Annotated in this window: 28 protein-coding genes; 11 read left to right on the forward strand and 17 right to left on the reverse strand. The window is 71.1% G+C overall.

Features of this window, described 5'->3' with window-relative positions:
* Positions 1–66: 66 nt before the first annotated feature.
* Both LO931_RS12700 and LO931_RS12705 read right to left on the reverse strand, forming a co-directional pair.
* On the reverse strand, positions 67–969 hold the full coding sequence (locus tag LO931_RS12700; RefSeq protein WP_229054047.1) for a DUF559 domain-containing protein: 903 nt from the start codon (positions 967–969) through the stop codon (positions 67–69).
* Between the two features lie 140 nt (positions 970–1,109).
* The gene (locus LO931_RS12705; protein WP_229054053.1) at positions 1,110–1,472 is read right to left on the reverse strand and encodes an FKBP-type peptidyl-prolyl cis-trans isomerase; all 363 of its coding nucleotides are present in this window, start codon (positions 1,470–1,472) and stop codon (positions 1,110–1,112) included.
* Positions 1,473–1,525: 53 nt separating this feature from the next.
* On the opposite strand from LO931_RS12705, the gene LO931_RS12710 reads away from it, so the two are divergent.
* On the forward strand, positions 1,526–2,542 hold the full coding sequence (locus tag LO931_RS12710; RefSeq protein ID WP_229054054.1) for a zinc-dependent alcohol dehydrogenase family protein: 1,017 nt from the start codon (positions 1,526–1,528) through the stop codon (positions 2,540–2,542).
* Here LO931_RS12710 and LO931_RS12715 read toward each other — a convergent pair.
* From LO931_RS12715 to LO931_RS12730, 4 genes are read right to left on the reverse strand one after another with little or no spacing between them, the layout of a single operon-like run.
* Positions 2,527–2,853: a DUF952 domain-containing protein gene (locus LO931_RS12715; RefSeq protein ID WP_229054056.1), complete on the reverse strand. Its 327-nt coding sequence runs from the start codon at positions 2,851–2,853 to the stop codon at positions 2,527–2,529. The genes LO931_RS12710 and LO931_RS12715 overlap by 16 nt on opposite strands.
* Position 2,854: 1 nt before the next feature.
* Positions 2,855–3,292: a MarR family winged helix-turn-helix transcriptional regulator gene (locus LO931_RS12720; RefSeq protein ID WP_229054058.1), complete on the reverse strand. Its 438-nt coding sequence runs from the start codon at positions 3,290–3,292 to the stop codon at positions 2,855–2,857.
* 51 nt (positions 3,293–3,343) lie between these two features.
* A complete protein-coding gene (locus LO931_RS12725; RefSeq protein WP_229054060.1) occupies positions 3,344–4,570 on the reverse strand; it encodes an acyl-CoA dehydrogenase family protein in 1,227 nt (408 codons plus the stop codon).
* Between the two features lie 16 nt (positions 4,571–4,586).
* The gene (locus LO931_RS12730) at positions 4,587–5,891 is read right to left on the reverse strand and encodes an acyl-CoA dehydrogenase family protein (protein WP_229054062.1); all 1,305 of its coding nucleotides are present in this window, start codon (positions 5,889–5,891) and stop codon (positions 4,587–4,589) included.
* 203 nt (positions 5,892–6,094) lie between these two features.
* Between LO931_RS12730 and def the strand changes: the two genes are divergently transcribed.
* On the forward strand, positions 6,095–6,685 hold the full coding sequence (def, locus tag LO931_RS12735) for a peptide deformylase (protein ID WP_229054064.1): 591 nt from the start codon (positions 6,095–6,097) through the stop codon (positions 6,683–6,685).
* Positions 6,686–6,692: 7 nt separating this feature from the next.
* A complete protein-coding gene (locus LO931_RS12740; protein WP_229054066.1) occupies positions 6,693–7,226 on the forward strand; it encodes a GNAT family N-acetyltransferase in 534 nt (177 codons plus the stop codon).
* Between the two features lie 22 nt (positions 7,227–7,248).
* Here LO931_RS12740 and LO931_RS12745 read toward each other — a convergent pair whose 3' ends face one another.
* Genes LO931_RS12745 through LO931_RS12755 form a run of 3 tightly spaced genes read right to left on the reverse strand, consistent with a single transcriptional unit; the run spans position 7,249 to position 9,087 of the window.
* Positions 7,249–7,809, reverse strand: coding sequence for a 1-acyl-sn-glycerol-3-phosphate acyltransferase (locus tag LO931_RS12745; protein WP_229054071.1), 561 nt, complete (start codon positions 7,807–7,809; stop codon positions 7,249–7,251).
* Positions 7,810–7,833: 24 nt separating this feature from the next.
* Positions 7,834–8,265 (reverse strand): ribosomal protein L7/L12, encoded by a 432-nt coding sequence (locus LO931_RS12750; protein ID WP_229054073.1) that lies wholly within the window; start codon positions 8,263–8,265, stop codon positions 7,834–7,836.
* A 27-nt stretch (positions 8,266–8,292) separates the two neighbouring features.
* Positions 8,293–9,087 carry an RNA methyltransferase gene (locus LO931_RS12755; protein WP_229054075.1) on the reverse strand — a complete coding sequence of 265 codons (795 nt, stop codon included), beginning with the start codon at positions 9,085–9,087 and terminating at the stop codon, positions 8,293–8,295.
* 18 nt (positions 9,088–9,105) lie between these two features.
* On the opposite strand from LO931_RS12755, the gene LO931_RS12760 reads away from it, so the two are divergent.
* Positions 9,106–9,633 carry a YbhB/YbcL family Raf kinase inhibitor-like protein gene (locus tag LO931_RS12760; protein ID WP_229054077.1) on the forward strand — a complete coding sequence of 176 codons (528 nt, stop codon included), beginning with the start codon at positions 9,106–9,108 and terminating at the stop codon, positions 9,631–9,633.
* Positions 9,634–9,651: 18 nt separating this feature from the next.
* Here the strand turns inward: LO931_RS12760 and bluB are convergent, their stop codons facing one another.
* Genes bluB through LO931_RS12780 form a run of 4 tightly spaced genes read right to left on the reverse strand, consistent with a single transcriptional unit; the run spans position 9,652 to position 12,676 of the window.
* Positions 9,652–10,290, reverse strand: coding sequence for a 5,6-dimethylbenzimidazole synthase (gene bluB, locus LO931_RS12765; RefSeq protein ID WP_229054079.1), 639 nt, complete (start codon positions 10,288–10,290; stop codon positions 9,652–9,654).
* Positions 10,287–11,411 carry an SPFH domain-containing protein gene (locus LO931_RS12770; protein WP_370636116.1) on the reverse strand — a complete coding sequence of 375 codons (1,125 nt, stop codon included), beginning with the start codon at positions 11,409–11,411 and terminating at the stop codon, positions 10,287–10,289. The genes bluB and LO931_RS12770 overlap by 4 nt, the downstream gene beginning before the upstream one ends.
* Positions 11,408–11,857: an NfeD family protein gene (locus LO931_RS12775; RefSeq protein ID WP_229054081.1), complete on the reverse strand. Its 450-nt coding sequence runs from the start codon at positions 11,855–11,857 to the stop codon at positions 11,408–11,410. The genes LO931_RS12770 and LO931_RS12775 overlap by 4 nt, the downstream gene beginning before the upstream one ends.
* Before the next feature lie 3 nt (positions 11,858–11,860).
* Entirely contained in the window at positions 11,861–12,676 is an 816-nt protein-coding gene (locus LO931_RS12780) for an ABC transporter ATP-binding protein (protein WP_229054083.1), read from the reverse strand.
* A 57-nt stretch (positions 12,677–12,733) separates the two neighbouring features.
* On the opposite strand from LO931_RS12780, the gene serB reads away from it, so the two are divergent.
* Entirely contained in the window at positions 12,734–13,975 is a 1,242-nt protein-coding gene (gene serB, locus LO931_RS12785; RefSeq protein ID WP_229054084.1) for a phosphoserine phosphatase SerB, read from the forward strand.
* Here serB and LO931_RS12790 read toward each other — a convergent pair.
* Both LO931_RS12790 and LO931_RS12795 read right to left on the reverse strand, forming a co-directional pair.
* Positions 13,968–14,558: a hypothetical protein gene (locus LO931_RS12790; RefSeq protein WP_229054086.1), complete on the reverse strand. Its 591-nt coding sequence runs from the start codon at positions 14,556–14,558 to the stop codon at positions 13,968–13,970. The genes serB and LO931_RS12790 overlap by 8 nt on opposite strands.
* Entirely contained in the window at positions 14,555–14,770 is a 216-nt protein-coding gene (locus tag LO931_RS12795) for a dodecin (protein WP_229054088.1), read from the reverse strand. Before LO931_RS12795 ends, LO931_RS12790 begins: the two co-directional genes overlap by 4 nt.
* Before the next feature lie 43 nt (positions 14,771–14,813).
* Here LO931_RS12795 and LO931_RS12800 point away from each other — a divergent pair, with 43 nt between their 5' ends.
* The 3 genes from LO931_RS12800 to LO931_RS12810 are packed head-to-tail and all read left to right on the forward strand — an operon-like array spanning position 14,814 to position 16,117.
* Entirely contained in the window at positions 14,814–15,116 is a 303-nt protein-coding gene (locus LO931_RS12800; RefSeq protein WP_229054089.1) for a DUF3099 domain-containing protein, read from the forward strand.
* Positions 15,117–15,120: 4 nt separating this feature from the next.
* Positions 15,121–15,336 (forward strand): acetone carboxylase, encoded by a 216-nt coding sequence (locus tag LO931_RS12805; RefSeq protein WP_229054091.1) that lies wholly within the window; start codon positions 15,121–15,123, stop codon positions 15,334–15,336.
* Entirely contained in the window at positions 15,329–16,117 is a 789-nt protein-coding gene (locus tag LO931_RS12810) for an SURF1 family protein (protein ID WP_229054093.1), read from the forward strand. The genes LO931_RS12805 and LO931_RS12810 overlap by 8 nt, the downstream gene beginning before the upstream one ends.
* On the opposite strand, the gene abc-f is transcribed toward LO931_RS12810, so the two are convergent.
* Positions 16,101–17,699 carry a ribosomal protection-like ABC-F family protein gene (abc-f, locus tag LO931_RS12815; RefSeq protein ID WP_229054095.1) on the reverse strand — a complete coding sequence of 533 codons (1,599 nt, stop codon included), beginning with the start codon at positions 17,697–17,699 and terminating at the stop codon, positions 16,101–16,103. The genes LO931_RS12810 and abc-f overlap by 17 nt on opposite strands.
* A gap of 99 nt (positions 17,700–17,798) precedes the next feature.
* Between abc-f and LO931_RS12820 the strand changes: the two genes are divergently transcribed.
* From LO931_RS12820 to LO931_RS12830, 3 genes are read left to right on the forward strand one after another with little or no spacing between them, the layout of a single operon-like run.
* Positions 17,799–18,410: a hypothetical protein gene (locus LO931_RS12820; protein WP_229054096.1), complete on the forward strand. Its 612-nt coding sequence runs from the start codon at positions 17,799–17,801 to the stop codon at positions 18,408–18,410.
* A 31-nt stretch (positions 18,411–18,441) separates the two neighbouring features.
* Complete coding sequence (locus LO931_RS12825) at positions 18,442–20,346, forward strand: TPM domain-containing protein (RefSeq protein ID WP_229054098.1); 1,905 nt, start codon at positions 18,442–18,444, stop codon at positions 20,344–20,346.
* Positions 20,347–20,398: 52 nt separating this feature from the next.
* Entirely contained in the window at positions 20,399–21,370 is a 972-nt protein-coding gene (locus LO931_RS12830) for a hypothetical protein (RefSeq protein WP_229054099.1), read from the forward strand.
* On the opposite strand, the gene LO931_RS12835 is transcribed toward LO931_RS12830, so the two are convergent.
* Entirely contained in the window at positions 21,367–24,243 is a 2,877-nt protein-coding gene (locus LO931_RS12835) for a LuxR family transcriptional regulator (protein WP_229054100.1), read from the reverse strand. The two genes, LO931_RS12830 and LO931_RS12835, sit on opposite strands and share 4 nt — an antisense overlap.
* Positions 24,244–24,281: the final 38 nt, after the last annotated feature.

Consider the following 24,281-nt stretch of genomic DNA (forward strand, 5'->3'; position numbering starts at 1 on the left):
CAGATTTGTCGAGTTTGGGCCCGTTCCTTGGTCAAAAGGGGGCCCAAACTGGTCATATCGTGCAGGTCACCGGGAGAACCAGCGCAGCCACTGCGAGCTCATGACGGGTGACGGGCCCCGGTAGCCGTGGGCGACCAGGGCGGCATAGACACGCGACGGCACCGTTGCCGGCGTCCTGAGGTCGGAAGCCGTGATCACGATGACCGTCCACCCGGCCGCCTCGAGGAGCTCGCGCCGACGCAGGTCGTGGACCCACGTCCGCAGGTCGGTCAGGTGGTGGCGTCCGTCGTACTCGACGATGACCTTCCACCGGCGATACACGAGGTCGCCCCGTGCGAGGAATCCGCCGTCCTCGTCGAGCACGACACCGTTCACCTCAGGCTCCGGAAGGCGTCCGAACCGGAGCATCACGCGGAGGGTCGACTCCGGCGGGGATTCCGCGCCCTTGCGGACCAGGGGTGCCACGCGCCGGGCTTTGCGAACACCGTCCAGGTGACGTGAGTCCGCGTACCAGCGGAGATCATCAGTCGTCGTGTGCCCGGCGTGCACCAAGTGGTCCCCGAAGGCAACCAGCTCGGGCAACGCGGTGCGAGCAGCGACATCGACGAAGGTCCGATCCGGGCCTGTGGTCCAGAACCCGTCGACCTCACGTGGATGCAGCTGCCAGCGACGCCGGTGCAGGACGATCTCGGGGAGCGACGTGTGGGCCGACGTGTTCGTGGAGAACTCGAGGATGCCGCGCCTCCTGCCCTCGAAGCCGTAGAGCCTCATGGCCGAGGTGTGGCTGACGACCGCGTCGCCGGGCAGCACCAGCAGTGCGGCCTGGATCCACAGCGCGAAGGTGGGCTCCACATCGGCCGAGATGTATACACCGCGGAGCAGACGTCGGAACCGTCGAGACCTGAGCTGCTTGCGGGTCAGGCCGAGCTCAGCGGCCTGCGCGACGGTGAAGGGGCGGGAGGGATCCATCCCTCGAGCGTCGCGCCGGCAGCGGAGTCACGGGAGCGCCAAGGTGTCACCTGTGGACAGCGGGCGCGCTCTCCCGAATTGTGGACCTTGGGCCCGTTCTCACGTGCAGAACGGGCCCAAAGTCGTCACATCTGGGTGGGTCAGGCGACGTCGAGGAGGTCGATGACGAAGACCAGGGTCTTGCCCGACAGGCGGTGTCCGCCGCCGGCGGGGCCGTAGGCGAGCTCCGGGGGCGCGACGATCTGGCGGCGGCCGCCGACCTTCATGCCGGGGATGCCCTGCTGCCAGGCGGCGATCAGGTTCGGGAGTGGGAAGCGTGCCGACTGGCCGCGGTCCCAGGACGCGTCGAACTGCTCGCCGGTCTCGAACTCGACACCGACGTAGTGCACGTCGACGACGCCGCCGGGAACGGCCTCGGCGCCCTCACCGACGGTGAGGTCGGTGACGGTCAGCTCGGTGGGCGGGGGGCCGGGGATGAAATCGACTTCAGGCTTGGAGGTCATGTTCCGATCCTGTCACACGCGCGCGGTCGGGTCCCGACGGGCAGAATGGCCCCATGCGAGCCACCGTTCTTCACGCCCCCGGCGACATCCGTCTCGACACGCTCCCCGACCCGGACCTGCAGGACGACACCGACGCCGTCGTGCGCGTCGTCGCCGCCTGCGTGTGCGGCTCGGACCTGTGGCCGTACCGGGGCGTCAACGCCGCCAAGGAGCCCAGCCAGATCGGCCACGAGTTCATCGGTGTCGTCGAGAAGGTCGGCTCGGCCGTCGCCGCCGTGCAGGTCGGCGACTTCGTCATCGCGCCGTTCCTCTACAGCGACAACACCTGCGCGCACTGCGCCGCGGGCGTCCAGACCTCCTGCGTCAACGGCGGCGGCTACGCGGGCTGCCAGGCCGAGCTCGTCCGTGTGCCCTGGGCCGACGGCACGCTCGTGACGGTCCCCGGCCCGGTCGACGAGGCCCTCCTCCCCCACCTGCTGACCCTGTCCGACGTCTTCCCGACGGGCCACCACGCCGCCATCTCGGCCGGAGTCACCGCGGGCAGCACCGTCGCGGTCGTCGGCGACGGTGCGGTCGGCCTGTCCGCCGTGCTCGCCGCGAAGCGTCTCGGTGCGTCCACCGTGATCGCGATGTCCCGTCACGCGCCGCGCCAGGAGGTCGCCCGCAGCTTCGGCGGCGACCACATCGTCGAGACGCGCGGCAAGGAGGGCGCGGAGGCCGTCAAGGAGATCCTCGGCGGCATCGGCGCCGACGCGGTGCTGGAGTGCGTCGGCACCACCGACTCGATGAAGCAGGCCTTCCGAGCGGTCCGCCCCGGCGGCACGGTCGGCTACGTCGGCATGCCGCACGACGTCGAGCTCAACGTGCCCGTCATGTTCTACCTGAACACGGGCCTGCGCGGCGGCGTCGCACCCGTGCGGGCCTACCTCGACGAGCTGCTGCCGGACGTCCTGTCCGGGGCGATCGAGCCCGGAAAGGTCTTCGACCAGACGCTGCCGCTCGACCAGGTCGCCGACGGCTACCGCTCGATGGACGAGCGCACGGCGATCAAGACCTACTTGTCGCTGTAGGACGGCACGTCGCGGGCGGCGACGACCGCGGCGACCGGCACGGGTCCGTAGACGTGCGGGTACTCGTCGTCGCCGACCGGGTCGAAGCGCCACGGCACGTCGAGCAGGTCGGTGTCGATGTCGAGCAGCACGAGCTCGGCCGGATCGAGATCGGCGTAGAACCGGGCCAGCACGCCCTCGACCTGGTCGGGTCGCGACCCGTGGAGGAACCCCTCCTCGGCGATCGTGACGCCGCGGGTCGACCACGTGTACGCGCCAGTGGCCTGGGCGTCGGCCCAGTCGGCACGGAGGGCGAGATGGTGGATCAGCACGTCAGAACGTCTCCGCCTTGTCGTTGAACCGGCGCAGCGCGCCCGAGAAGGCGTCGATGTCGCTCGGCTCCCAGTCGTCCAGCAGCCGCACGAGACGTTCGTGGGTCTCGATGCGGTAGGCCCGCAGGCGGGAGGCGGCCTCGTCGGTCGGCACCAGCAGACGGGCGCGGCCGTCACTCGGGTCGGGGTGCTGCTCGACCAGGCCGTACTTGACCAGCGCGGCGATGGCGCGGCTCGCGGTCGACTTGTGCACGCCCATCGACTCGGCGAGGTCGGCACCGCGCACCTGCCCCGGGGCGTCGCAGATGGCCAGGAAGAACAGGTACGTGCCGTAGTCGAGGTCGCGGTGCAGCCCCGAGACGATCTGGATCGACCGCCGGCGCACGCGCTGCACGAGACGCGTCAGCTCGAGCTCGAGATCGACGTCGGGGGTTGACATGCGTCTAACCTACCGAGTCGAACGCCGAGCCCGAGCTGCGCGTCCTGCGGGTTACTTGAGCTGCGTCGACGACAGGTTGAGCAGACGGCGCGCCACGATGAGCTGCTGGATCTGCTGCGTGCCCTCGAAGATGTCGAGGATCTTGGAGTCGCGCGACCACTTCTCGAGGAACTCGGTCTCGCTGTAGCCCAGGGTGCCGGCCAGCTCGACGCACCGCAGCGTGATGTCGTTGCCGACGCGCCCGGCCTTGGCCTTGGCCATCGAGGCCTCCATCGAGTTGGGCTTGCGGTTGTCCGCGAGCCACGCCGCCTCGAGCGTCAGCAGCAGCGCCGCCTCCCAGTCGGCCTCCATCTGGATGAACGTGGCCGCCGCGTACGACTGCGCCACGGCCGGACGGTCGTAGTCGATCTCGACACCGGCCTTCTCGAGCAGCTCACGGATGAGCTCGAGTGACGCGCGGGCGCAGCCGACGGCCATGCCGGCCACGAGCGGACGGGTGTTGTCGAAGGTCGCCATGGCGCCCGCGAAGCCCTGCTTCACGTCGATCTCGGGGCTGCCGAGCAGGTTCGACTCGTGCACCCGGCAGTTGTCGAGGAGGATCACGGCGGTGTCGGACGCGCGGATGCCGAGCTTGTGCTCCAGGCGCTCGACCCGGATGCCCGGGGTGTCCTTGCTGACGACGAACGACTTGATCGCCGCGCGTCCCAGGCTCTTGTCGAGCGTGGCCCAGACGACGACGGAGTCGGCGCGCTCGCCGGAGGTGACGTAGATCTTCTCCCCGTTGAGGACGTAGTGGTCGCCGTCCTTCACGGCCGTGGTCTTGATGGCCGCCGAGTCGGAGCCGAAGCTCGGCTCGGTGATCGCCATGGCCGCCCACGTGCCCTTGTAGCGCTCGAGCTGCTCGTCGGTCGCGACCGAGGCGATCGCCGAGTTGCCGAGGCCCTGGCGCGGCATCGAGAGCAGCAGGCCGACGTCGCCCCAGCACATCTCGATGACCGAGAGCACCGAGCTCATGTTGGTGCCGTTCTTGACCTTGTTCTTGGACTTCGCACCGTCGGTGTCGTCCTCGCCACGGCGGACGCCGGCGGCGCCGGCCCCCTGGCCCTGGCCGGAGTCGCTCATGCCGTCGACCAGCGAGGCCAGGAGGTCGAGCTCCTTGGGGTAGGAGTGCTCGGCGAGGTCGTACTTGCGGGAGTTCGAGCGCAGGAAGTTGTCGGCGACCTGGTTGGCCTGGACGACGAAGGCGCGGAACTTCTTGGGGGTGTCGAGATTGATCATGATGTGTCTCCTGTCCTCAGACGAGGACGGCTCCTTCCATGAGGCCGACGGCCCGCAGGTCGCGGTACCACCGCTCCACCGGGTGCTCCTTGACGAAGCCGTGACCACCGAGCAGCTGGACGCCGTCGGTGCCGATCTTCATGCCGTACTCGGACGCGAGCTTGCGGGCCAGGGCCACCTCACGCGCGTGGGACTGGCCCTGCTCGGCCCGCGAGGCGGCCTTCAGCGTCACCAGACGCATGCCCTCGAGCTCGATCGCGATGTTGGCGACCATGAAGGCGACCGACTGGCGGTAGGCGATCGGCTCGCCGAACGCCTCGCGGCCGACGACGTACTCCTTGGTGTAGTCGAGCACGGCCTTGGCGGTGCCCAGTGCGAGCGCCGACCAGCCGAGGCGGGCGAGGCGGACGGCCTCGCGGTAGTCGTCCTCGGCACCGTCGCCCAGGAGGGCCGCCGGGGCGTCGTCGAGCTTGAGGCGGGTCAGGCCGGCGGACCGCAGGCCCATCGACGGGTCGGCCGCGATGCTGACGCCGTCAGCGGCGGCCTCCACGACGAAGAGGGCGGGCGTGCCGTCCAGGTCGGCGGAGACGATGAAGAGCTCGGCCTCGGTGCCGCGGACGGCTCCGGACTTCAGGCCGTTGAGGGTGTACCCGTTGCCGCTCTTCGTGGCCGTGGTGCTGAGCGCGAACGGGTCGAACAGCGGCGTGGGCTCGCTGAACACCAGGGCGGCGGCCGGGACGTCCTCACCCGTGAAGGCGGGCAGGTAGGTCTGCTGCTGCTCGTCGGAGCCCCACAGCGAGATCGCCGTGGCGACGGCGGAGGGGGCGAGGCACGCGACGGCCTGACCCATGTCGCCGTAGGCGAGCGCCTCGGCGACGAGCACGCCGGTCGTGGCCGAGCGCTCCTCGGACAGGCCACCGAGCGCCTCGGGGACGTTGAGGAGGCTGAGCCCGAACTCCGTGGTCTGGGCCAGCACCTCCTTGGGCGTGTCGTCGGTCTTCTCCGCCGCCTCGGCGCCGGGGCGCAGGACCTCGGCGGCGAACTCGGCGACGACGCCGACGATCATCTGCTGGTCCTCGGTGGGCGTCAGGTCGAAGACGCCGGAGTCCCCCGAGCTGCCCTGTCGGGCCGGCTTGCCGGAGCCCTTGACGCGCTTGAAGGTGCGGGCGGCACCGCCCGCGGCCTGGAAGCCGGCGCGGGTGCCGTGGTAGACGGCGGACTCGGTCTGCTTGCGCAGGCCGAGCCGGTCGATCGCGGGTGAGCTGGCGATGCGGTTCAGCACCGCGAGGCCGATGCCCATGGGGTCTTTGCGAGAGGCCACGAGATCTCCTGGGGGATGGTGCGAGGTCGGACGAGGTGCCCGCCGTCGGAGCCAGTGTAGACGAAGTTGTAACTCTCGTTTGCACTTTGCCACTCCGAGCGTATCCCAGCGTCGTCCCGGGGTCCACCGTCGCCGCGGACCACGAGCGTGACGTCGGATACCGTGGAGCGTCGCCCGGACGCCACTCGCCCGCTAGGAGCACCGTGACCCACCCGCAGTCCCGCCCCCTCCCCGAGGGCGGATCCGTCCGTCCCATCACCCGGTGGGGCACGCCCGTGATGCACCGCGAGCTCGAGGACGTCACGGTCTTCGACGAGGAGCTCCACACGCTCGTGCGCGACATGGTCGCCACGATGTACGCCGCCCGCGGTGTCGGACTCGCGGCGAACCAGGTCGGCGAGAACGTCAAGGTGTTCGTCTTCGAGTGCCCCGACGACGACGACCAGGTCGTCACGGGCGTCGTGTGCAACCCGGTGCTCACGCTGCCGGAGGGCGACGCCCGCCGGCTCGACGACGACGACGAGGGCTGCCTCTCGTTCCCCGGCGCGTTCGGTCCCCTGGCGCGACCGGACACGGCCCACGTCAGTGGCGTCGACCAGTTCGGCGAGCCGGTGGAGTTCACGGGCAGCGGGCTGCTCGCGCGCTGCCTCCAGCACGAGACCGACCACCTCTTCGGCACCGTCTTCGGCGACCGCCTCGCGGGCCGTGCGCGCAAGAAGCTCGACAAGATGCAGGCCGAGCTCGACGACCTCTACCCCGACGACTGGCCCGTCACCCCGATCGCGGAGGCCTGAGCCGCCCGTGATCACGCGCCCGATCGAGACCGGCGACTGGGAGGAGATGCACGTCCTCTACGCCGATCCGGGGGTGTGGGAGCACCAGCCGAGCGGGGTGTTCACGTCGGTCGGGCAGACGAAGGCCCTCGTGGAGTTCTTCGTCAACGGATGGCGCGACGACGGTCTGAGCAACTGGGCGGCGTTCACCGACGACGGCGTGTTCGTGGGTCACGGCGGCGCGCGGCTCCTGCACGACCGGGTGGCCTGGAACATCGGCTACCGCGTCCACCGCGAGCACTGGCACCGCGGGTACGGATCAGCGCTCGCCCGCGAGGGGGTCGCCGCGGCGCAGGCCGCCGACTCCACCGTGCCGGTCACCGCGAAGCTGCTGGAGCGCAACGAGGCCAGCCGCCGCACCGCCGAGTCCGCAGGGCTCGAGCTCGTGTGGCGGGGCCGTGACCTCGGCAACGCCGACGAGACGGCCGTCCGGCTCGTCTACGCCGACCGCGAGCTCGACGAGACGACGCTGCGCGCCCACACCCACAGCTTCATGCGCTGACGCGCGCCCGCCCCGAGTGCGCTCAGTCCTCTTCGCGGAGCCGCGGCTGCGTGCGGTTCTGGGGCTTGATGCCCTGCATGTCAGCGTAGAACTCGCGCACGACGTCCATGTCGGCGGAGAAGTCGCCGCTGGGCACGAACGACGGTCCGAAGCCCATCGTCCGCGTGGGCGGGTCGAAGAAGGCCAGCGTGACCGGCACCTGGGCGTCACGGGCGATGCGCAGGAAGCCGGACTTCCAGTACTCCCCCGCCGACCGCGTGCCCTCGGCCGCGATCACGAGGCGGAACTCCTGGTTGCTCGCGGCCTCGTCCACGAAGGCCTGCACGACCCCGGCCGGGTTCTTGCGGTCCAGCGGCACTCCACCGAACCGTCGGACGAGCCAGCCGACCGGCCCGGTGAACAGCTCCTGCTTGACGAGCACCCGGGGGTGCGCGCCACCGTGCCACATCACCAGGAGCATCGTCACGAAGTCCCAGTTCGAGGTGTGGGGCGCACCCACGAGCACGCCGCGCTCGGGAACGCTGCCGACCATCCGGTAGCGCATCAGTCGGGCGATCGTCCGGGCCACGCGCTGCCGCATCATTCGGCGAGCCTAGTGCCGACCCCGTCAGCCCCGACCCAGGCCGTCCAGGTAGGCCTTGGCATCGGCCAGACCCCACCCGGTGCGCTCCCTGAGGCGCTTCATCGCGGCGATCTCACCGTGCTGCGAGCGCACGGCGAGGACCTCGGCGTCGAGCTCCGTGCGATCGACCGCGGCCTCGGTCGCGGCGGCGCCCGTCTCCCAGCGGTCGACCCGCTCCTTCGCCTCGACCAGCCCGAGCCCGGTCGCCTCGCGCAGCGCCTTGATCGCCTCGATCGTGCGCCCCGCCGCCACCAGGTCGGAGACCCGCTGGGTCGTCGCCGCGTCCGCGACGGTGCGCGGGGGCGGCCCGAAGGGAGCCGGGTGCTGGGCGCGGGCCCGCGCCGAGCGCCACACGCCCCACCCGAGCAGGAGAAGGGCTGCGGCCAGCACGATCGACCAGACCAGGGAGTCGCTCATGCCTCCGACGCTACCCGCGCTGCGTGCTCACGGCCGGAGCTGCCAGCACGCGATCGCGACCGAGGCGGCCACGTTCAGCGAGTCGATGTCGGGATTCATCGGGATCGTCGTGCGCACGACGCTCTCGTGCTCCCAGCGGGGCGAAAGCCCGTGGCCCTCCGACCCGACGACGAGCGCGAGCCGACCGTCCGTGGGCACCTCGTCCAGAGGGACGGCACCCTCGCCCAGCGTCATGGCCAGGGTCGTGAAGCCGGCGTCCCGCAGCAGGTCGGGCGCCGTGTACCAGTCGTCGAGGCGGGCGTAGGGCAGACGGAACACCGCACCCATCGCGACCTTGATCGCGCGACGGTAGAGCGGGTCGGCGCAGCGCGGGGAGAGCAGGACGCCGTCCCACCCGAGCGCGGCGACGGTGCGGAAGATCGCGCCGACGTTCGTGTGGTCGGCCAGGTCCTCGACCACCACGATCCGGCGCGCCCCGGCCAGCACCTCCTGGGCCGACGGCAGGGGCGGGCGGTGCAGGGCGGCGAGCGCTCCCCGGTGCACGTGGAAGCCGGTGAGGCCCTCGATGACGTCCTCGTCGAGGACGTAGCAGGGCGCGTCGGTGCGCGCCAGCACGTCACCCAGCGACTCGACCCACCGGGGCGCCATCAGGAAGGACCGAGGCTCGTGGCCGGCCTCGATGGCTCGCCGGACGACCTTCTCGCCCTCGGCGACGTAGATGCCCCGCTCGGTCTCGAGCAGCTTGCGCAGGCTCGTGTCCCGCAGGCTGGTGTAGTCACGCAGCCGGTCGTCGCCGGACGTCACTCGAACGATGTGCGCCACGCCGTTAGGTTAGGTGGCATGAGTCTCGAGCGACCGGTCACCCCGGACCCGTACACGCTGCTTCCGGCAGTCCCCACCTTCTCCGTCACGAGCGACGACGTCTCCGACGGCGCCCCGCTGAAGGACGACCAGGTCAACGCCCACGGCGACACGTCGCCGCAGCTGAGCTGGTCGGGCGCCCCGGAGGGCACCAAGTCCTTCGTCGTCACGTGCTTCGACCCGGACGCGCCGGTCGTCTCCGGCTTCTGGCACTGGGTCGTCGTGGACATCCCGGCCGACGTCACGAGCCTCGCTGCCGGAGCCGGCGCAGGTGACGACACGCTTCCCGCGGGCGCGTTCCACGTGCGCAACGACGGTGGCGGCGCGGCCTTCACCGGCGCCGCTCCGCCGCAGGGTGACCAGGTCCACCGCTACTACTTCGTCGTGCACGCGGTCGGCGAGGAGAAGCTGGGCGTCGACGACTCGGCGTCCCCGGCGGTCGTCGGCTTCAACCTGGCCTTCAAGACCCTCGGCCGCGCGATCGTGCACGGCACGTACCAGCACTGAGACAGGCGACGGGCCCGGTCAGCGCTCGTCGACCAGCTCCTCGAGCGGGGGTGGCTCCGCCCATCCCTGCTCGAGGAGCATCGGCCGCTCGTAGAAGCGGTCGACCGGGCCGAGGCACAGCACGGCCACGGGCTCGTCGCCCGCGGGCAGGTCGAGCAGGGCCGCCAGCTCGTCCGGCTCGAACAGCGACACCCAGCCCATGCCCAGGTTCTCGGCCCGCGCCGCCAGCCACAGGTTCTGGATCGCGCACGCCACGGAGGCCAGGTCCATGTGAGGCATCGTGCGGCGACCGAACACGTGCCGCTCCCGGTCACCGGTGATCGCGACGACCAGCAGCTCCGCGCAGTCGCGCACTCCCTCGACCTTCAGCCGCAGGAACTCGGCACCGCGGTCGTCGAGGGCGGAGGCGGTCCGCTCCCGCTCGAGGTCGACGAGCCGGGCGATCGACTCGCGACGTGCGGGGTCGACCACGCGGACGAAGCGCCACGGCACCATGAGTCCGACGCTCGGAGCCGCGTTCGCCGCCTGCAGCAGGCGACGCAGGACCGTCGGCTCGACCGCCCCACCGGCGAAGTGCCGCATGTCGCGGCGCTCGTCGATGACGCGGTAGACCGCGGCACGCTCCGCGTCGTCGAACCGGGAGCGTGCCTCGGTCACGCGGTCGGCGCGGGCGGAGGCGGCGGCGGGCCGTCGTCGTCCTCGACCGAGGAGGGCGGCACCACGTCGTCGTCGAGGGTCGCCGCCGGGTTCTCGGCCCGGCGGGCCGCCTCGAGCGCCGCCTCGACGGCCTCGGAGGTGTCGACCGACGAGGTCACGTCCTCGATCGGGGCGTCCAGGTCGATGCGCTTCTTCGAGCCGCCACCGTCGACCGGCACCGTCCCGATCACGCCGCCCAGCGTACCGAGGGCCGCGGTGAGCTCGGCCGGGATGATCCAGGTCGAGGCGTTCTCGCCGCCGGCGATCTTCGGCAGGGTCTGCAGGTACTGGTACGAGAGCAGCTTCTGGTCGGGGTTGCCGTCGTGGATCGCCTGGAAGACGGTCTCGATCGCGCGGCCCTCACCCTGGGCCCGCAGGATCGCGGCCTGCTTCTCGCCCTCGGCCGACAGGATGGCGGCCTGCTTCTCGCCCTCGGCCGTGAGGATCTGCGACTGCTTCTCGCCCTCGGCCGTGAGGATCGCGGACTGGCGCTGACCCTCGGCCGTCAGGATCACGGCACGGCGGTCGCGCTCGGCGCGCATCTGCTTCTCCATCGCGTCGATGATGGTCGGCGGCGGGTCGATGCTCTTGAGCTCGACGCGGTTGACCTTGATGCCCCAGCGGGTGGTGGCTGCGTCGAGCTCGGCGCCCAGCGTGCGGTTGATCTGGTCGCGGCCGGTCAGCGCGTGCTCGAGGGACATGCCACCGATGATGTTGCGGAGCGTCGTCATCGTGAGCTGGTGGATGGCCTCGATGTAGTTGACGATCTCGTACGTCGCCGACACCGGGTTGTTCACCGTGTAGTAGATGACGGTGTCGATCGAGACCGTCAGGTTGTCCTCGGTGATGACGTCCTGCGGCGGGAACGACAGCACCTGCTCGCGCTGGTCGATCATGTACTGCAGCCGGTCCAGGAACGGCACGATGAGGTGCGGTCCGGAGTCCAGCGTCGTGCGGTACTTGCCGAGCCGTTCCACGATGCCGGCCCGCTGCTGCGGGACGATCTTGAACGACATCGCGACGATGGCGATCGCCAGCGCCAGGAAAAAGAACGCGACGATCAGGGCTACCGATCCGATCACGGTGCAACCTTTCCGGCCACGTACGCCGTGGCCCCCTCGATGGACACGACCGTCAGACGCTCGCCGACGTCATGGTGTTCCGCGGTGGCCGTACGAGCCGTCCAGAGCTCGCCGTCGATCATGACGCGGCCCGACACGTCGGTGACGGGCTCGTCGACGACGGCCGGACGGCCGACCAGGTTGTGGTGCCCCACCGACAGCGTGGGGCCGGAGTGCAGCTTGCGCTTGAAGCGCGGGCGGATGACCGCGAGCAGCAGGATCGAGATGACACCGAAGACGATCATCGTGGCCCACGCGGGCATGAAGGGCGAGGCTGCCGCGGCGGCCAGCGCTGCGATCGCGAACATCAGCAGCACCAGGTCGAGGCTCAGGAGCTCCGCGACGGCCAGCACCGAGGCGACCCCGATCCAGACGACCCACAGGTTCTCGTTCACCCAGTCAGTCACGGCTCACTCCTCACGTCGGGCGGCGCGTCGACCGTAGCGCACCCTGCGGGCCGAGTACCGGCCCTCGAGGACGGAGAGCTCCAGGTCGGTGCCGAAGGCGCGCGTGAGGTTTGCGGCCGTGAGGGTCGACTCCAGGGGACCCTGCGCCACGACCCCGCCCTGCCGCAGCATCAGCACGTGGGTGAAGCCCGGCGGGATCTCCTCGACGTGGTGCGTGACGAGGACCAGCACCGGTGCGGCGTCGTCGGACGCGAGGTTCGCGAGGCTCGCGACGAGGTCCTCGCGCGCTCCGAGGTCGAGCCCGGCGGCCGGCTCGTCGAGCACGATCATCTCCGGGTCGGTCATCAGGGCCCGGGCGATCAGCACGCGCTTGCGCTCGCCCTCGGAGAGGGTGCCGAAGGTGCGACCGGAGAGGTGGGCGATGCCGAGCTCGCCGATGATCTGGTCGGCCTGCGCCGTGTCCATCTCGTCGTACTGCTCGCGCCAGCGACCCGTGACCCCGTGGGCGGCCGAGAGCACCGCGTCGCGGACGGACTCGGCGGGCGGGATGCGGTCGGCGACCGTCAGGCTCGTGTGGCCGATGCGGGTGCGCAGCTCGAAGAGGTCGACGCTGCCGAGCACCTGGCCGAGGATCTTCGCCTCGCCCGAGCTGGGGAACGTCGTCGCGCTGGCGATCTGCATCAGCGTGGTCTTGCCGGCGCCGTTCGGGCCGAGCACGATCCACCGTTCGCCCTCGCGGACCTTCCAGTCCACCCGGTCCAGCAGCACGGACCCGGAGCGGATCACCGAGACGTCGGTCAGCTTGATGGCGCTCGTCATTGTCCCTCCGGGTGTGGCCGTGCTCAGGCACCAACCTATCGCGCTAGCCTCGTGCCGATGACCAGCCATGGGCCCGTCCCCCACCTCCCCCTGCACTTCACCGGTCCGACCGTCCTCGTGACGCTGGTCGGTCCGGACCGCGCGGGTGTGTCGACGCGTCTGTTCGGCGTGCTCGAGACCTTCTCGATCGAGGTCATCGACGTCGAGCAGCTCGTGGTGCGCGGCCAGCTGGTGCTGAGCGTGCTCGTGACCGACCCCGAGGACACCGGGCTCGACGACGCCGTCCGCGCGCTCGGCGACGAGCTCGGCCTCGCCGCCTCCCTCGAGCGCGGCACGGGCGACAACCGTCCGCGCCGCATCGGTCGTGCCCAGGTCGTGGTGCTCGGAGCACCGCTCCTCCCCCGCGCGATGGCCGCGATCACCGAGCAGATCCGCACCGACGGCGGCAACATCGACCGCATCGTGCGCATGGCTCGCTACCCGGTCACCGCGATCCGGATGGAGGTCAGCGGCGCCGATCCCGACGTCCTGCAGGCGACGCTCGCACGCACGGCCTTCGAGCAGGGCGTCGACGTCGCGGTGCAGGAGAACGGCATCCGGCGTCACGCCCAGCGCCTCGTCGTGATGGACGTCGACTCCACGCTGATCCAGGGCGAGGTCATCGAGATGCTCGCCGCGCACGCGGGCTGCGAGGCCGAGGTGGCCGCCGTGACCGAGCGGGCCATGCGGGGCGAGCTCGACTTCGCCGCGTCCCTGCACGAGCGCGTCGCCCGGCTCGCCGGCGTCTCGGCCACGGCGCTCGACGACGTGTACGACTCCCTCGTCTACACCCCGGGCGCTCGCACGATGATCCGCACGCTGAAGCGGCTGGGCTACCGGTTCGCCCTCGTGAGCGGCGGGTTCACGCCGATCATCGCGCGCATCGCCGAGGAGCTGGGCATCGACTACTTCCGGGCGAACGACCTGGAGGTCGTCGACGGCGTGATCACGGGCCGGGTGCTCGGCACGGTGGTCGACCGCGCCGGGAAGGCGGTCGCGCTGCGCGAGTTCGCGGCATCGGCCGGCATCCCGGTCAAGAACACCGTGGCGATCGGCGACGGGGCGAACGACCTCGACATGCTGGCCGCAGCAGGGCTGGGCATCGCGTTCAACGCCAAGCCCACCGTGCGCGACCAGGCACGGACGTCGGTGAACGTGCCCTACCTCGACACGATCGTGTACCTGATGGGCATCACGCGCGAGGAGGTCGAGGAGGCCGACGCTTCCGACGACCCCGCGTCACCCGGTGCCGTCAGCTGATCTCGTACTTCGCCTTGCTGATGAACAGCGAGTGTCCCGAGCGCTGGTCGACGCACGTCACACCGGTCTGCTCCGAGAGGCAGGTCACCGACCCCACGGTCAGCGTGCTGCCGTAGGGCAGGATCGCTCCGGCACCGTTCTCGGCCTCCGCGAGGACGCCGCCACGGCACTGCGGCTGCAGCGGACCGCCCTGGACCGACACGAACCCCTTGCCGAAGCTCGCGAAGCAGTCCTCGGCACCGGCCGGCTCGGTGTACGTCCGCTCACCGATGACGCATCCCCACTGGTCAGCCGCGACGTTGACGTAGCAGATGATGTTGCCGGTCGGCGTCGCGAAGGCGTGGCCCGAGTACGAGTCCGTGTAGTTCGCCGGATCCGCGGGGGTGCCGGTGGGCTGCTCGGCCGTCGAGCCGTCCGTGCCGGGGCCGTCGCTGCCGTCCTCCGAGCCGTCGTCGGCCGCGCTGTCGAAGCCCCAGTCGTCGCCGGACGAGCCTCCCTCGGGCTCCCCGTCGGTCGAACCGCCTCCGCACGCCGCAAGGGCGAGACCCAGGAGGGAGGCGACCGCGAGGAGCCTCAGGCTCACTCGTCGTCCTCCAGGCGGAAGCCGATCTTCATCGTGACCTGGTAGTGCGACGGCACCGAGTCGGTGATCTGGCCGCGGATGCCCTCGACCTCGAACCAGTCGAGGTGGCGGAGCGTCTGGCCGGCACGGGCGATGCCGTTCTCGATGGCCTCGGAGACGCCGTCGGGCGAGGTTCCGACGATCTCGGTGATGCGGTAGGTGCGGTTGCTCATGCCGTCCATGATGCCCCTACGTCAGGGGGCGTACCCTGAAGGGGTGAACAAGCGAGACGACGAGGTGCAGGTCATCACGTCAGCACCCGAGCGTGCCAGCCAGGGGCTGAGCGCGAAGGAGCGTCGCTACGCGCTGTCGATGGCCCTGCGCACCGTCTGCTTCGTCGGCGCCTGCATCGCGGACGGCTGGCTGCGCTGGACGCTCGTCGTCGGTGCCGTGTTCCTGCCGTACGTCTCGGTCGTGCTCGCCAACGCCGGAGTGCGCTCCGGTCCGGCCAAGGGCTCGGACTTCGTGCCCATGGAGCACCGCTCCATCGCGTCCCGCCCCGAGCGCACCGAGATCTGACGCTGTGCCCGCTGACTCAGGCGACGAGCTGACCTGCTCGGCGAAGGGATGCACGGCCGGGGCCACCGTCGAGGTGCGCTGGAACAACCCCAAGCTGCACACGCCGGACCGCCGCAAGGTCTGGCTCGCGTGCCCCGACCACGACGCGTCGCTGACCTCGTTCCTGTCCGCCCGGGGGTTCTGGCGCGAGACCGTGCCCGTCGGAGCTGCTGATGCGTGAGCTCCGGTTCCTCCTGTCCGCCCGCTGGGTGGGATTCGCCGTCTTCGTGGTCGTGCTGTCGGGCGTCTGCATCCAGCTGGGCATCTGGCAGTTCCACAAGCTCGAGGACCGTCAGGTGCGCAACGAGCTCGTGCGCGAGCACCTCTCCGAGGATCCCGTGCCCCTGGAGGACGTCGTGCCGCAGGGCTCCGACGTGCGCTCCGAGCAGGAGTGGACCGTCGTGAGCGCCACGGGCACGTTCGACCTCGACCACCAGGTCACGGTCAAGTACGTCAGTCGTGACGGACGCCCCGGGGTCGACGTCCTGACGCCCCTGGTGCTGGACGACGGCACGGCCCTGATGGTCGACCGCGGCTTCGTCGAGACGCTCCGCACCAACGCGGCCCCGGACGACATCCCGGAGCCGCCCGACGGATCCGTCGACGTGAGCGGTTGGATCCGCGTCGACAGCACCGCCACCGGACAGGCCGTCCGGGTCAACGACGGCCAGGTCCGCGCGATCTCGAGCGAGGGTCTCGCCGAGCACGTGCCGTACGACCTGCGCGACGGCTACCTGAACCTGCAGGACCCGGCGACCGACGGCGTCGACGTCGAGCCCCGCCCCGACCTCGGTCAGGGTCCGCACTTCTTCTACGGGCTGCAGTGGTGGTTCTTCGCCGCCCTCGCCATCGTCGGCTACGGGTGGTTCGCCCGGGCCGAACGCCAGGAGCGACGCAAGGCGGCCGCCAGGGCGAACCCCTCGCCGGCGGCGGCCGACCGCGAGGTCACGCCAGCGAGATGAGGTCGGCGTAGTCGTCGTTCCAGAGGTCCTCGTCGCCGTCCGGCAGCAACAGGACCCGGTCCGGCTCGAGCGCCTGCACGGCGCCCTCGTCGTGCGAGACCAGCACGATCGCGCCCTGGTACCGCCGGATCGCCGACAGCACCTCCTCGCGTGAGGCGGGGTCCAGGTTGTTGGTCGGCTCGTCGAGCAGCAGCACGTTGGCGCTCGAGACGATGAGCCCCGCCAGCGCGAGACGCGTCTTCTCGCCGCCGGACAGCACTCGCGCCGGCTTGTCGGCGTCGTCGCCCGTGAAGAGGAAGGCGCCGAGCACGCTCCGTGCCTGGGTGTCGGTCAGGTCGGGAGCGCTGGCCTGCATGTTCTGCAGCACCGTGCGGTCCGGGTCGAGCGTCTCGTGCTCCTGGGCGAAGTAGCCGATCTTGAGCCCGTGGCCGGGCTGGATCTCGCCGGAGTCCGAGACCAGCTCGCCGGCGAGCATGCGCAGCAGCGTCGTCTTTCCGGCGCCGTTGAACCCGAGCACCACGACGCGGCTGCCCTTGTCGATCGCGAGGTTCACGTCGGTGAAGATCTCGAGCGATCCGTACGACTTCGACAGGCCCTCGGCCATGAGGGGTGTCTTGCCGCAGGCCGCAGGGCTCGGGAAGTCGATCTTGGCGACCTTCTCGGACTGACGCACACCCTCCAGGCCCGCCATCATGTCCTCGGCGCGACGCAGCATCTGCTGGGCAGCGGTGGCCTTGCTGGCCTTGGCGCGCATCTTGTTGCCCTGCATCTGCAGGCGCTCGGCGGTCTTCGTCGTGATCTCGCGCTCGCGCTTGCGGCGCACCTCGTCGGCCTCGCGCTGGCGCACGTAGTGCTTCCAACCCATGTTGTAGATGTCGATCGTCGCGCGGTTCGCGTCGAGGTACAGGACCTTGTTGACGGTCTCCTCGATCAGCTCGACGTCGTGGCTGATGATCACCAGGCCGCCGGAGTAGTTCTTGAGGAAGCCACGCAGCCACGTCACCGAGTCGGCGTCGAGGTGGTTCGTGGGCTCGTCGAGGAGCATCGTCTCGGCGTCGCTGAACAGGATGCGCGCCAGCTCGATGCGGCGACGCTGTCCGCCGGACAGGGTCGAGAGCGGCTGCTCGAGCACGCGATCGGGCAGACCCAGGGCGGCGGAGATCGTGGCGGCCTCGGCCTCGGCGGCGTACCCGCCACCGGCGGCGAAGGCGTCCTGCGCGCGCCCGTAGGTGCGCATCGCCTTCTCGGCGGTCGCCGAGTCGGCGGAGCCCATGTCGATCTCGGCCTTGCGCATCAGGTCGAGGGCCTCGTCGAGGCCGCGTGCGCCGAGGATGCGATCACGCGCCGTGGTCGACAGGTCGCCGATCTTCGGGTCCTGCGGCAGGTAGCCGATCTTGCCGCGGTGGGTGATCGAGCCCTCGGACGGCTGGCCGTCGCCGGAGAGCATGCGCGTGAGGGTGGTCTTGCCGGCGCCGTTGCGGCCGACGAGGCCGATCTTGTCGCCGGTGTCGACCCGGAAGGAGACGTTGGACATCAGGACGCGCGCACCGAAGCGCAGCGTCACGTCGTTGACGGTGATCATGAGGAACTTTCGAGGAGGAAGAACAGGGCCGGGGGCGTCGGCCGGCTCACTCGCGCTGGATGATCACCCCACCATCCTACCCGCGTCGTACGCTGCGGCATGCGTGCTGTTCGACACCCTCTCCTCGCCCTGCTTCCCGTCCTCGTGCTCGTCAGTGCCCTGACGGCGTGCTCGGAGGACGCCGCGGACGACGACGAGAAGCCCTTCGCGTACGCCTCCGAGCTGCAGGCGCCCGATCCGGAGGAGTACAGCGAGGACGGCGGAGACGTCCACCCGAACCGTGACAACGCCTTCGTGGAGCTCGAGCTGGACTCGGGAGCCGAGCTCGTGGTCTGGATCGATCCCGACGACATCCGTCAGGTCCTCGTCCAGCACTCCGATCCGCGCGACCCGGAGGCCTGGACCGAGCCGCGGCCCATCTTCGTGGCCGGTGACGGCTGCCTCGAGGTCGGCGCCGGTACGGACGGCACCACCGTCGCCGTCGCGCTCGGCTGCTATGTCGACGACGCCTTCGAGCAGCAGGCTCCCGACCAGGGTGCAGCACTCGTCACATCCGATCTGCGCACGTGGGAGCTCGACGACGAGCTCGGGGAGTTCGCCTGCGACGAGCCCGAGGTGGAGGACGGCGAGGTCGTGTTCCAGAACGACATCTACGACGACCGCTCCGTGACGTGGACTCCCGACGACGGCTTCGACGACCAGGACTCCTGAGGGCGGAGCCGTCGCGACCTAGGCTCACCCCATGCCCTTCGCCTCGAGACTCGCGGCCACCGCCGCGCTCGTCCTGACGACCCTCTTCGTCGTGGCCTGGCCACCGGCCGCGCTGGCTGAGCCACCGCTCGACGTGTCGGGCCCGGTGACCGACCCCGAAGGGGTCCTGGACGACCGCGCCGACGAGGTGCGGCGGGCGCTCGACGAGCACCAGGCCGCGACCGGCTACCAGCTGTTCGTCGTGGTCGTCCCGACGTTCGACGGCGTCGACGGGTCGGAGTGGGCCGATCTGACGGCCTCGCTCTCACGTCTGGGCGAGGAGGACGTCCTGCTCGCCATCGCGACGGAGGAGCGCTCCTACGGCCTGTCGGTCGCCGACGGCTTCGCGCTGTCCGACGACCAGGTCGACGAGGTCGTGGACGACCACCTGCTCCCCCACCTGCGCGACAGCGACTGGGCCGGTGCCGCGATCGCCACCGCAGACGGCCTGGTCGACGCCGGCGAACGCGGCCCGGGGCTCTGGATCACCCTCGGGGTCGTGGCCGTGGTCGGCGGCGGGGCGGGCGCCACCGTGCTGTGGCGGGGTGCTCGACGTCGCGGGGCGGCTGCAGCGTCCTTGGCCGACATCGAGCAGCGCAGTGGCTCGGCCCTCGTGGCGGCGGACGACGCCATCCGCACGTCCGAGCAGGAGCTGTCCTTCGCCCAGGCCCAGTTCGGCACCCAGGGCACGCTCGAGTTCCAGACGGCGCTCACCGACTCTCGTGCCCTCGTCACCCAGGCCTTCGAGCTCCGTCAGCGCCTCGACGACGACGTCCCGGAGTCGGACGAGGAACGACGGACCATCGCCGAGGAGATCATCGCGCTCTGCACCCGGGCGAACGAGACGCTGGACGCGAAGATCGAAGCCTTCGAGGCCCTGCGCGACCTCCACCGACGTGCGCCGGAGATGCTCACGGAGCTGGCCACCCGGGCTGCCGAGGTCGGGACCAGGCTGCCTGCGGCTCGTGCAACCCTCGAGGGGCTGGCGGCGCGCTATCCGGTCAGCGCTCTCGGCTCGGTCGACGATCATCCTCAGGAGGTCGAACGGCTCCTCGCCCAGGCGCAGCAGGACGTGACCAGGGGGCAGGCGGCGATCGAGGGTGATCGCGCCGCCGCCGTGGCCCACGCCCGCTCGGCGGAAGCCGCGCTCGGCCATGCCTCGACCCTGCTCGACGCCGTCGACGGCGCGGACGCAGCGCTCCAGGCCGCTCCTGCCACGATCGCGCAGTGCTTGACCCAGATCGACGCCCTCCTCGTCGATGCGGCGGAGCACGGCGCCGACGACCCGAGCGTGACGACGGCGGCCACACGGGCGCGAGGCGTCGCCGAGACGTCGCGGGCTTCCGACCAGGATCCTCTGGCGACCGTGGCGGCGCTGCAGGACGCCGAGACGGCGCTCGCCTCGGCCCTCGCACCCGTCATGGCCGAGGTCGCGCGGGTCGAGCAGGCTCGTGCTGCGCTCGCCGGCACGGTGTCCCGGGTCGAGACCCGGATCCAGAGCGTCAGTCAGTACGTGGACGCCCGGGCCGGATCGATCGGCGCCGAGGCGCGCACACGGTTGTCCGAGGCCGGGCGTCACCTGGCCGCCGCGCAGCAGACCCAGGTCGCCGATCCGGTCGCCGCGCTCGCCGAGGCGGAGCAGGCCGACCAGCTCGCCGCATCGGCCGAGAGCCTGGCGCGGGCGGACGTGAACCGGGCTGAGGCAGACCAGTCGTCCTCGTTCGGCGGCTGGGGTGGCGGTTGGGGCAGCAGCGGCGCCTGGAGCGGTGGGGGCTCGAGTCGGCGGTCGTCGTCGCGTCGGTCGTCGTCGCGCCGCTCCTCGTCCTCGAGGCGCTCGTCGTCGAGTCGACGGTCCTCCGGTTCCCGTGGTGGCCGGAGTCGCGGCGGCCGGTTCTGACCGCCCCGGTCGTGGCAGGATGTCGTGACCATCCAGCGAGCGGGGGCCGACGATGCGCAAGACCTCAGCGAGAGCGGTCACGGCACTGGCCGTTGCTCTGCTCCTGACCGCTTGTGGGGGCAGCACCGACGACGACCCGTCTCCGCCGTCCACCACGGCGACGGACGGCGGACGCAGCACGACCGGACAGGTCAGCGCGTGCACGATCGTGGACCGGTCGGTGGCGGACCCGCTGAACCCGAACGGTGAGGACCTCGTTCCCACGCTGCTGATCGGCGACCTCACCTACGACGGCTGCACGGTGGGCGACGTCTACTCGGTCAGCTTCGGCATCAAGGTCGTCGACTCGGACGAGACGCTCGAGGACCGGGTCGAGATCCTCGGCGGCAACAGCGGCACCGAACCCGTCGACGACCTCGGCGACGAGGCGTTCCGCAGTGAACAGTCCTTCGGCGGCGAGACCCTCACCATCTCGATCGGTGTGCGCGTGGGTGACCACGAGGTGCTGCTGCGCAACGACTCCCCCGGCAACACCGACCCCGCCAACCGGGTGTCGGAGGACGCCATGATCGAGTTCCTCGAGGCGTACCTCCCGGCGATCCCGGACGACTTCGAGTCGCAGGCACTCACGACGGAGGTCGACAGCGCGTGCCTTCCCGCCGACGACGCGACGATCGAGGACGGGGTCGACACGATCCAGCTCGCTCGGGGCGGCCGCAGCGGCACCAGCGTCCGGTGTGCCTACCTCGGCGACCACCTCGCGACGGTTCAGCTGTCCCGCTCGTCCAACGACGACCCGACGGGAACCGTGGAGCTGAGTCGGAGCTCGGGCGCGGAGACCGTGACGGTCGAGGGTGCCGTGGACGCCGTCATCAGCGCCTCCAGCCGTTCGGTGACCCTCACGATCCAGCCCAGCGCCGACGAGATCGTCTACATGACGGTCTCGACGAGCAGCGGCAGCCTGGACCCGACCGCCATGACGTCGATCGCGGCTGCCTTCCTCGCCCAGAGCTCCGGCTCCTAGGCGTCCAGGAGACCTCGGCGACGGGCGATCGCGGCGGCCTCGGCTCGGCTCGAGGCGCCGAGCTTGCCCAGGATGTTGGAGACGTGCACCGACACCGTCTTGGTGCTGATGAACAACCGCGTCCCGATCTCGCCGTTGCTGTGGCCCAGGGCGACCTGCTGCAGCACCTCGTGCTCGCGCGGGGTCAGGACGACGTCGGTCGAGGCAGCTCGGGGTGACAGGAGGTCGAGCTCGTCGATCAGCGGCCTCGCCCCGAGACGTTCGGCGGCGGCGCGTGCCGAGGTGATGAGGGCGGTGGCCTCGGCATCATCGCCCGTCGCGAGGAGCACGGCCGCAAGGCGTGCTGCGGAACGCGCCGACTCGTACGGGTCGTCGAGGGCGATGAAGGCGGCATGGACGCCACGCCACAGCTCGACGAGCTCGGCGGCGGACGAGGCGTCGACCCCGCAGACCCATCGAAGCCGGGCGACCTCGGCATGGGCCCGCCGGCGCCACGCCTGGCCTTCCGGCCCGAAGGTGGCGTTGTCGCCGACGACGGCCTCCACCGAGGCAGCGAGCTCAGTGGCGTGCTCGAGGAGCGCCGCCCGCTCGGACCGCTCGAGACCCGGTGCCGCGGCGGCGTGCTGCCCGGCCAGCAGTGCCGCCAGGCGGACGCGTCCGGGGAAGAGCGGCTCGTCCCACGCGCGGGTCTGCAGCTCGACCAGCTGGTCGTAGGTCTGACGTGCGGCCGCCAGGTCACCCGCGGCGCCATGCAGGTCGATCAGGGCCGCCGAGCTGTGCACCGACGACGCGACCTCGTGCCGCCAGATGGATCGCATCGGGAGCGTGCGCTCGATCTGGCCGAGGTCGCCCCGCCCGGCGGCGACGAGCGAGGCGATGGCGCCCAGGTAGGCGGCCATCATCGAGGGCGCGGCAGGTCCGACGTCACAGAGCTCGAGAGCCTCGTCCCACCGGCCCCGGATGTAGGCGAGCAAGGCGCCGAAGAACCGCCCGTCGAAGCCGTAGGGGCCCCACGCCCAGCCGGTCTGCTCCGCTCGTCGCATGGCCTCGGCGAAGGCCCACTCGGCCTCGTCGAGCTCACCGTCGTTGAAGTGCACGAAGGCCATCTGGTGCAGGCCCCGCAGCTCGCCCAGGACGTGTCCGGAAGCCCTCGAGCCGTCGATGAGCTCGCGAAAGGCGAGCTTGGCCTTCGCGGGGTCCTCGCCCGAGCGGACCATGAGGCGGGTCAGGGTGGACTTCGCGTCCGAGATCACGGCCTCGGCACCGATCTGCTCCGCGATGGCCAGGGCCTGCTCGCCCCAGGCCGCTGCCTCGTCGTCGCGCCGGCGACCGGCGAGGGTGCGCGACCGCAGGGCGGCCACCTCGGCGCGCAGCACCGTGACCTCGTCAGGCACCACCCGCGCCGCCTCGATGCTCGCCTCCTCCGCGTCGCCGTCGAGATTGGCGTAGTACGTGGTGTTGCCGATCGCCACGAGCAGGCGACCGTGGCCGTCACGGCCGACGTCGTCCGGCAGCTGAGCCAGGTGGTCGCGCAGGAGCTCGAGCGCCCGCAGCAGCTCGCCCGAGGTCACGAGCGCGTTGGCGGCATCGATCACGAGGTCGACCTCGTCGGTGCCGGCCGGGGCGGCGTCGATCAGCGCGAGTGCCTGCTCGTAGTGGCGGGCTGCCTCGTCGTAGCCCGCCACCCGGCCGGCGGCTTCGGCGGCCCGCACCGTGGCGGCGAACGCGGTCTCGCGGTCGCCGGCAGCGAGGGCGTGGCGTGCCACGGTGGCCGACGGAGCGGTGTCGTCGAGCGCCGCCAGGAAGGCGGCGTGGATGCGACGCCGCTCCCCCGGCAGCAGGTCGTCACGCAGCGCCTCGCCGAGCAACGCGTGCCGGAAGCCGTAGTCGTCGGTGCCGGTGCGCCTCAGCACCTTGTGGTCGACGGCAGAGCCGAGCGCAGCGTCGAGCTCGTCCTCGGTCAGCGCGGCGGCTGCCGCCAGAGCGGCGAAGCCCTCCCGGCCGTCCGTGACCGACGCCGCCCGCACGAGACGACGAGCCGGCTCGTCGAGGCGGTCGAGGCGCACGAGCAGGAGGTCGCTCAGCGTCTCCGGGAGGGCCGCCGTGTGGTCGTCGCCGCCGGCATCGAGCAGCTCCTCGACGAAGAACGCATTGCCCGCGGCCCGCTGCACCACCGCGCGGAGCTCGTCGTTCGTCAGGCCGCCGGTGACTCGCTCCTGCGCCAGCACGGCCACGTCGGCATCGGCCAGCGGCTCGAGCTCGAGACGACGTGCCCCGGGCAGCCGCACCCACTCGGCGAGCGCCTGGCGGAGCGGGTGCCTGCGGTGCAGGTCGTCCGCGCGATAGCTGACCACCAGGTGCACCGGACCGTGGAAGCCCTGCGCGAGGACGTAACGAATCAGGTGCCGGGTCGAGGCATCGGCCCAGTGCGCGTCCTCGATGACGAGCAGCAGGGGCTGGTCGACCGCCACCGAGTCGAGAGCGGCGACGACGGACGCGAAGAGCTCGGCCCGCTCCACGCCGGTTCCCGGGTTGGCCGCAGACCACGGAAGCAAGGGCCCGAGCGCCGGGAAGCGGCCGCCCAGGTCCTCCCGCTCGTCGTCGGACAGCGACGCGAGAGCCTCGGCGAACGGCTGGTACGGCAGGGCGCTGTCACCGAGGTCGAGGCAGTGGCCCACGAGGACGCGGTGCCCGGCGTCACGAGCCCGGATGCTCAGCTCACGGAGCAGCCGGGTCTTGCCGATGCCGGCGTCACCCCCGAGCAGGACGACGTCACGGGACTCGACATCGGTCACGCCGCACGCCGCGAGCAGCTGGTCGAGCTCACGACGGCGACCCACGAGAGGTGTCGAGGGAGCACGCTCGGTCGCCATGTCCTCCATGATGGCCGACGGGACTGACGAGTCGGCCG

The organism is Aeromicrobium sp. Leaf350, assembly GCF_916858655.1.
In the GTDB taxonomy this organism is placed as follows: domain Bacteria; phylum Actinomycetota; class Actinomycetes; order Propionibacteriales; family Nocardioidaceae; genus Aeromicrobium.

Bases quoted from the DNA above. Each gene is read 5' to 3' on its own strand.
- LO931_RS12710 (WP_229054054.1), top strand. From the start codon at position 1,526: ATGCGAGCCACCGTTCTTCACGCCCCCGGCGACATCCGTCTCGACACG.
- LO931_RS12705 (WP_229054053.1), bottom strand. From the start codon at position 1,472: ATGACCTCCAAGCCTGAAGTCGATTTCATCCCCGGCCCCCCGCCCACC.
- LO931_RS12795 (WP_229054088.1), bottom strand. From the start codon at position 14,770: ATGAGCAACCGCACCTACCGCATCACCGAGATCGTCGGAACCTCGCCC.
- serB (WP_229054084.1), top strand. From the start codon at position 12,734: ATGACCAGCCATGGGCCCGTCCCCCACCTCCCCCTGCACTTCACCGGT.
- LO931_RS12745 (WP_229054071.1), bottom strand. From the start codon at position 7,809: ATGATGCGGCAGCGCGTGGCCCGGACGATCGCCCGACTGATGCGCTAC.
- LO931_RS12720 (WP_229054058.1), bottom strand. From the start codon at position 3,292: ATGTCAACCCCCGACGTCGATCTCGAGCTCGAGCTGACGCGTCTCGTG.
- LO931_RS12825 (WP_229054098.1), top strand. From the start codon at position 18,442: ATGCCCTTCGCCTCGAGACTCGCGGCCACCGCCGCGCTCGTCCTGACG.
- LO931_RS12750 (WP_229054073.1), bottom strand. From the start codon at position 8,265: ATGAGCGACTCCCTGGTCTGGTCGATCGTGCTGGCCGCAGCCCTTCTC.
- LO931_RS12700 (WP_229054047.1), bottom strand. From the start codon at position 969: ATGGATCCCTCCCGCCCCTTCACCGTCGCGCAGGCCGCTGAGCTCGGC.
- LO931_RS12810 (WP_229054093.1), top strand. From the start codon at position 15,329: ATGCGTGAGCTCCGGTTCCTCCTGTCCGCCCGCTGGGTGGGATTCGCC.
- LO931_RS12830 (WP_229054099.1), top strand. From the start codon at position 20,399: ATGCGCAAGACCTCAGCGAGAGCGGTCACGGCACTGGCCGTTGCTCTG.
- abc-f (WP_229054095.1), bottom strand. From the start codon at position 17,699: ATGATCACCGTCAACGACGTGACGCTGCGCTTCGGTGCGCGCGTCCTG.
- LO931_RS12835 (WP_229054100.1), bottom strand. From the start codon at position 24,243: ATGGCGACCGAGCGTGCTCCCTCGACACCTCTCGTGGGTCGCCGTCGT.
- LO931_RS12725 (WP_229054060.1), bottom strand. From the start codon at position 4,570: ATGATCAATCTCGACACCCCCAAGAAGTTCCGCGCCTTCGTCGTCCAG.
- LO931_RS12760 (WP_229054077.1), top strand. From the start codon at position 9,106: ATGAGTCTCGAGCGACCGGTCACCCCGGACCCGTACACGCTGCTTCCG.
- LO931_RS12820 (WP_229054096.1), top strand. From the start codon at position 17,799: ATGCGTGCTGTTCGACACCCTCTCCTCGCCCTGCTTCCCGTCCTCGTG.
- LO931_RS12780 (WP_229054083.1), bottom strand. From the start codon at position 12,676: ATGACGAGCGCCATCAAGCTGACCGACGTCTCGGTGATCCGCTCCGGG.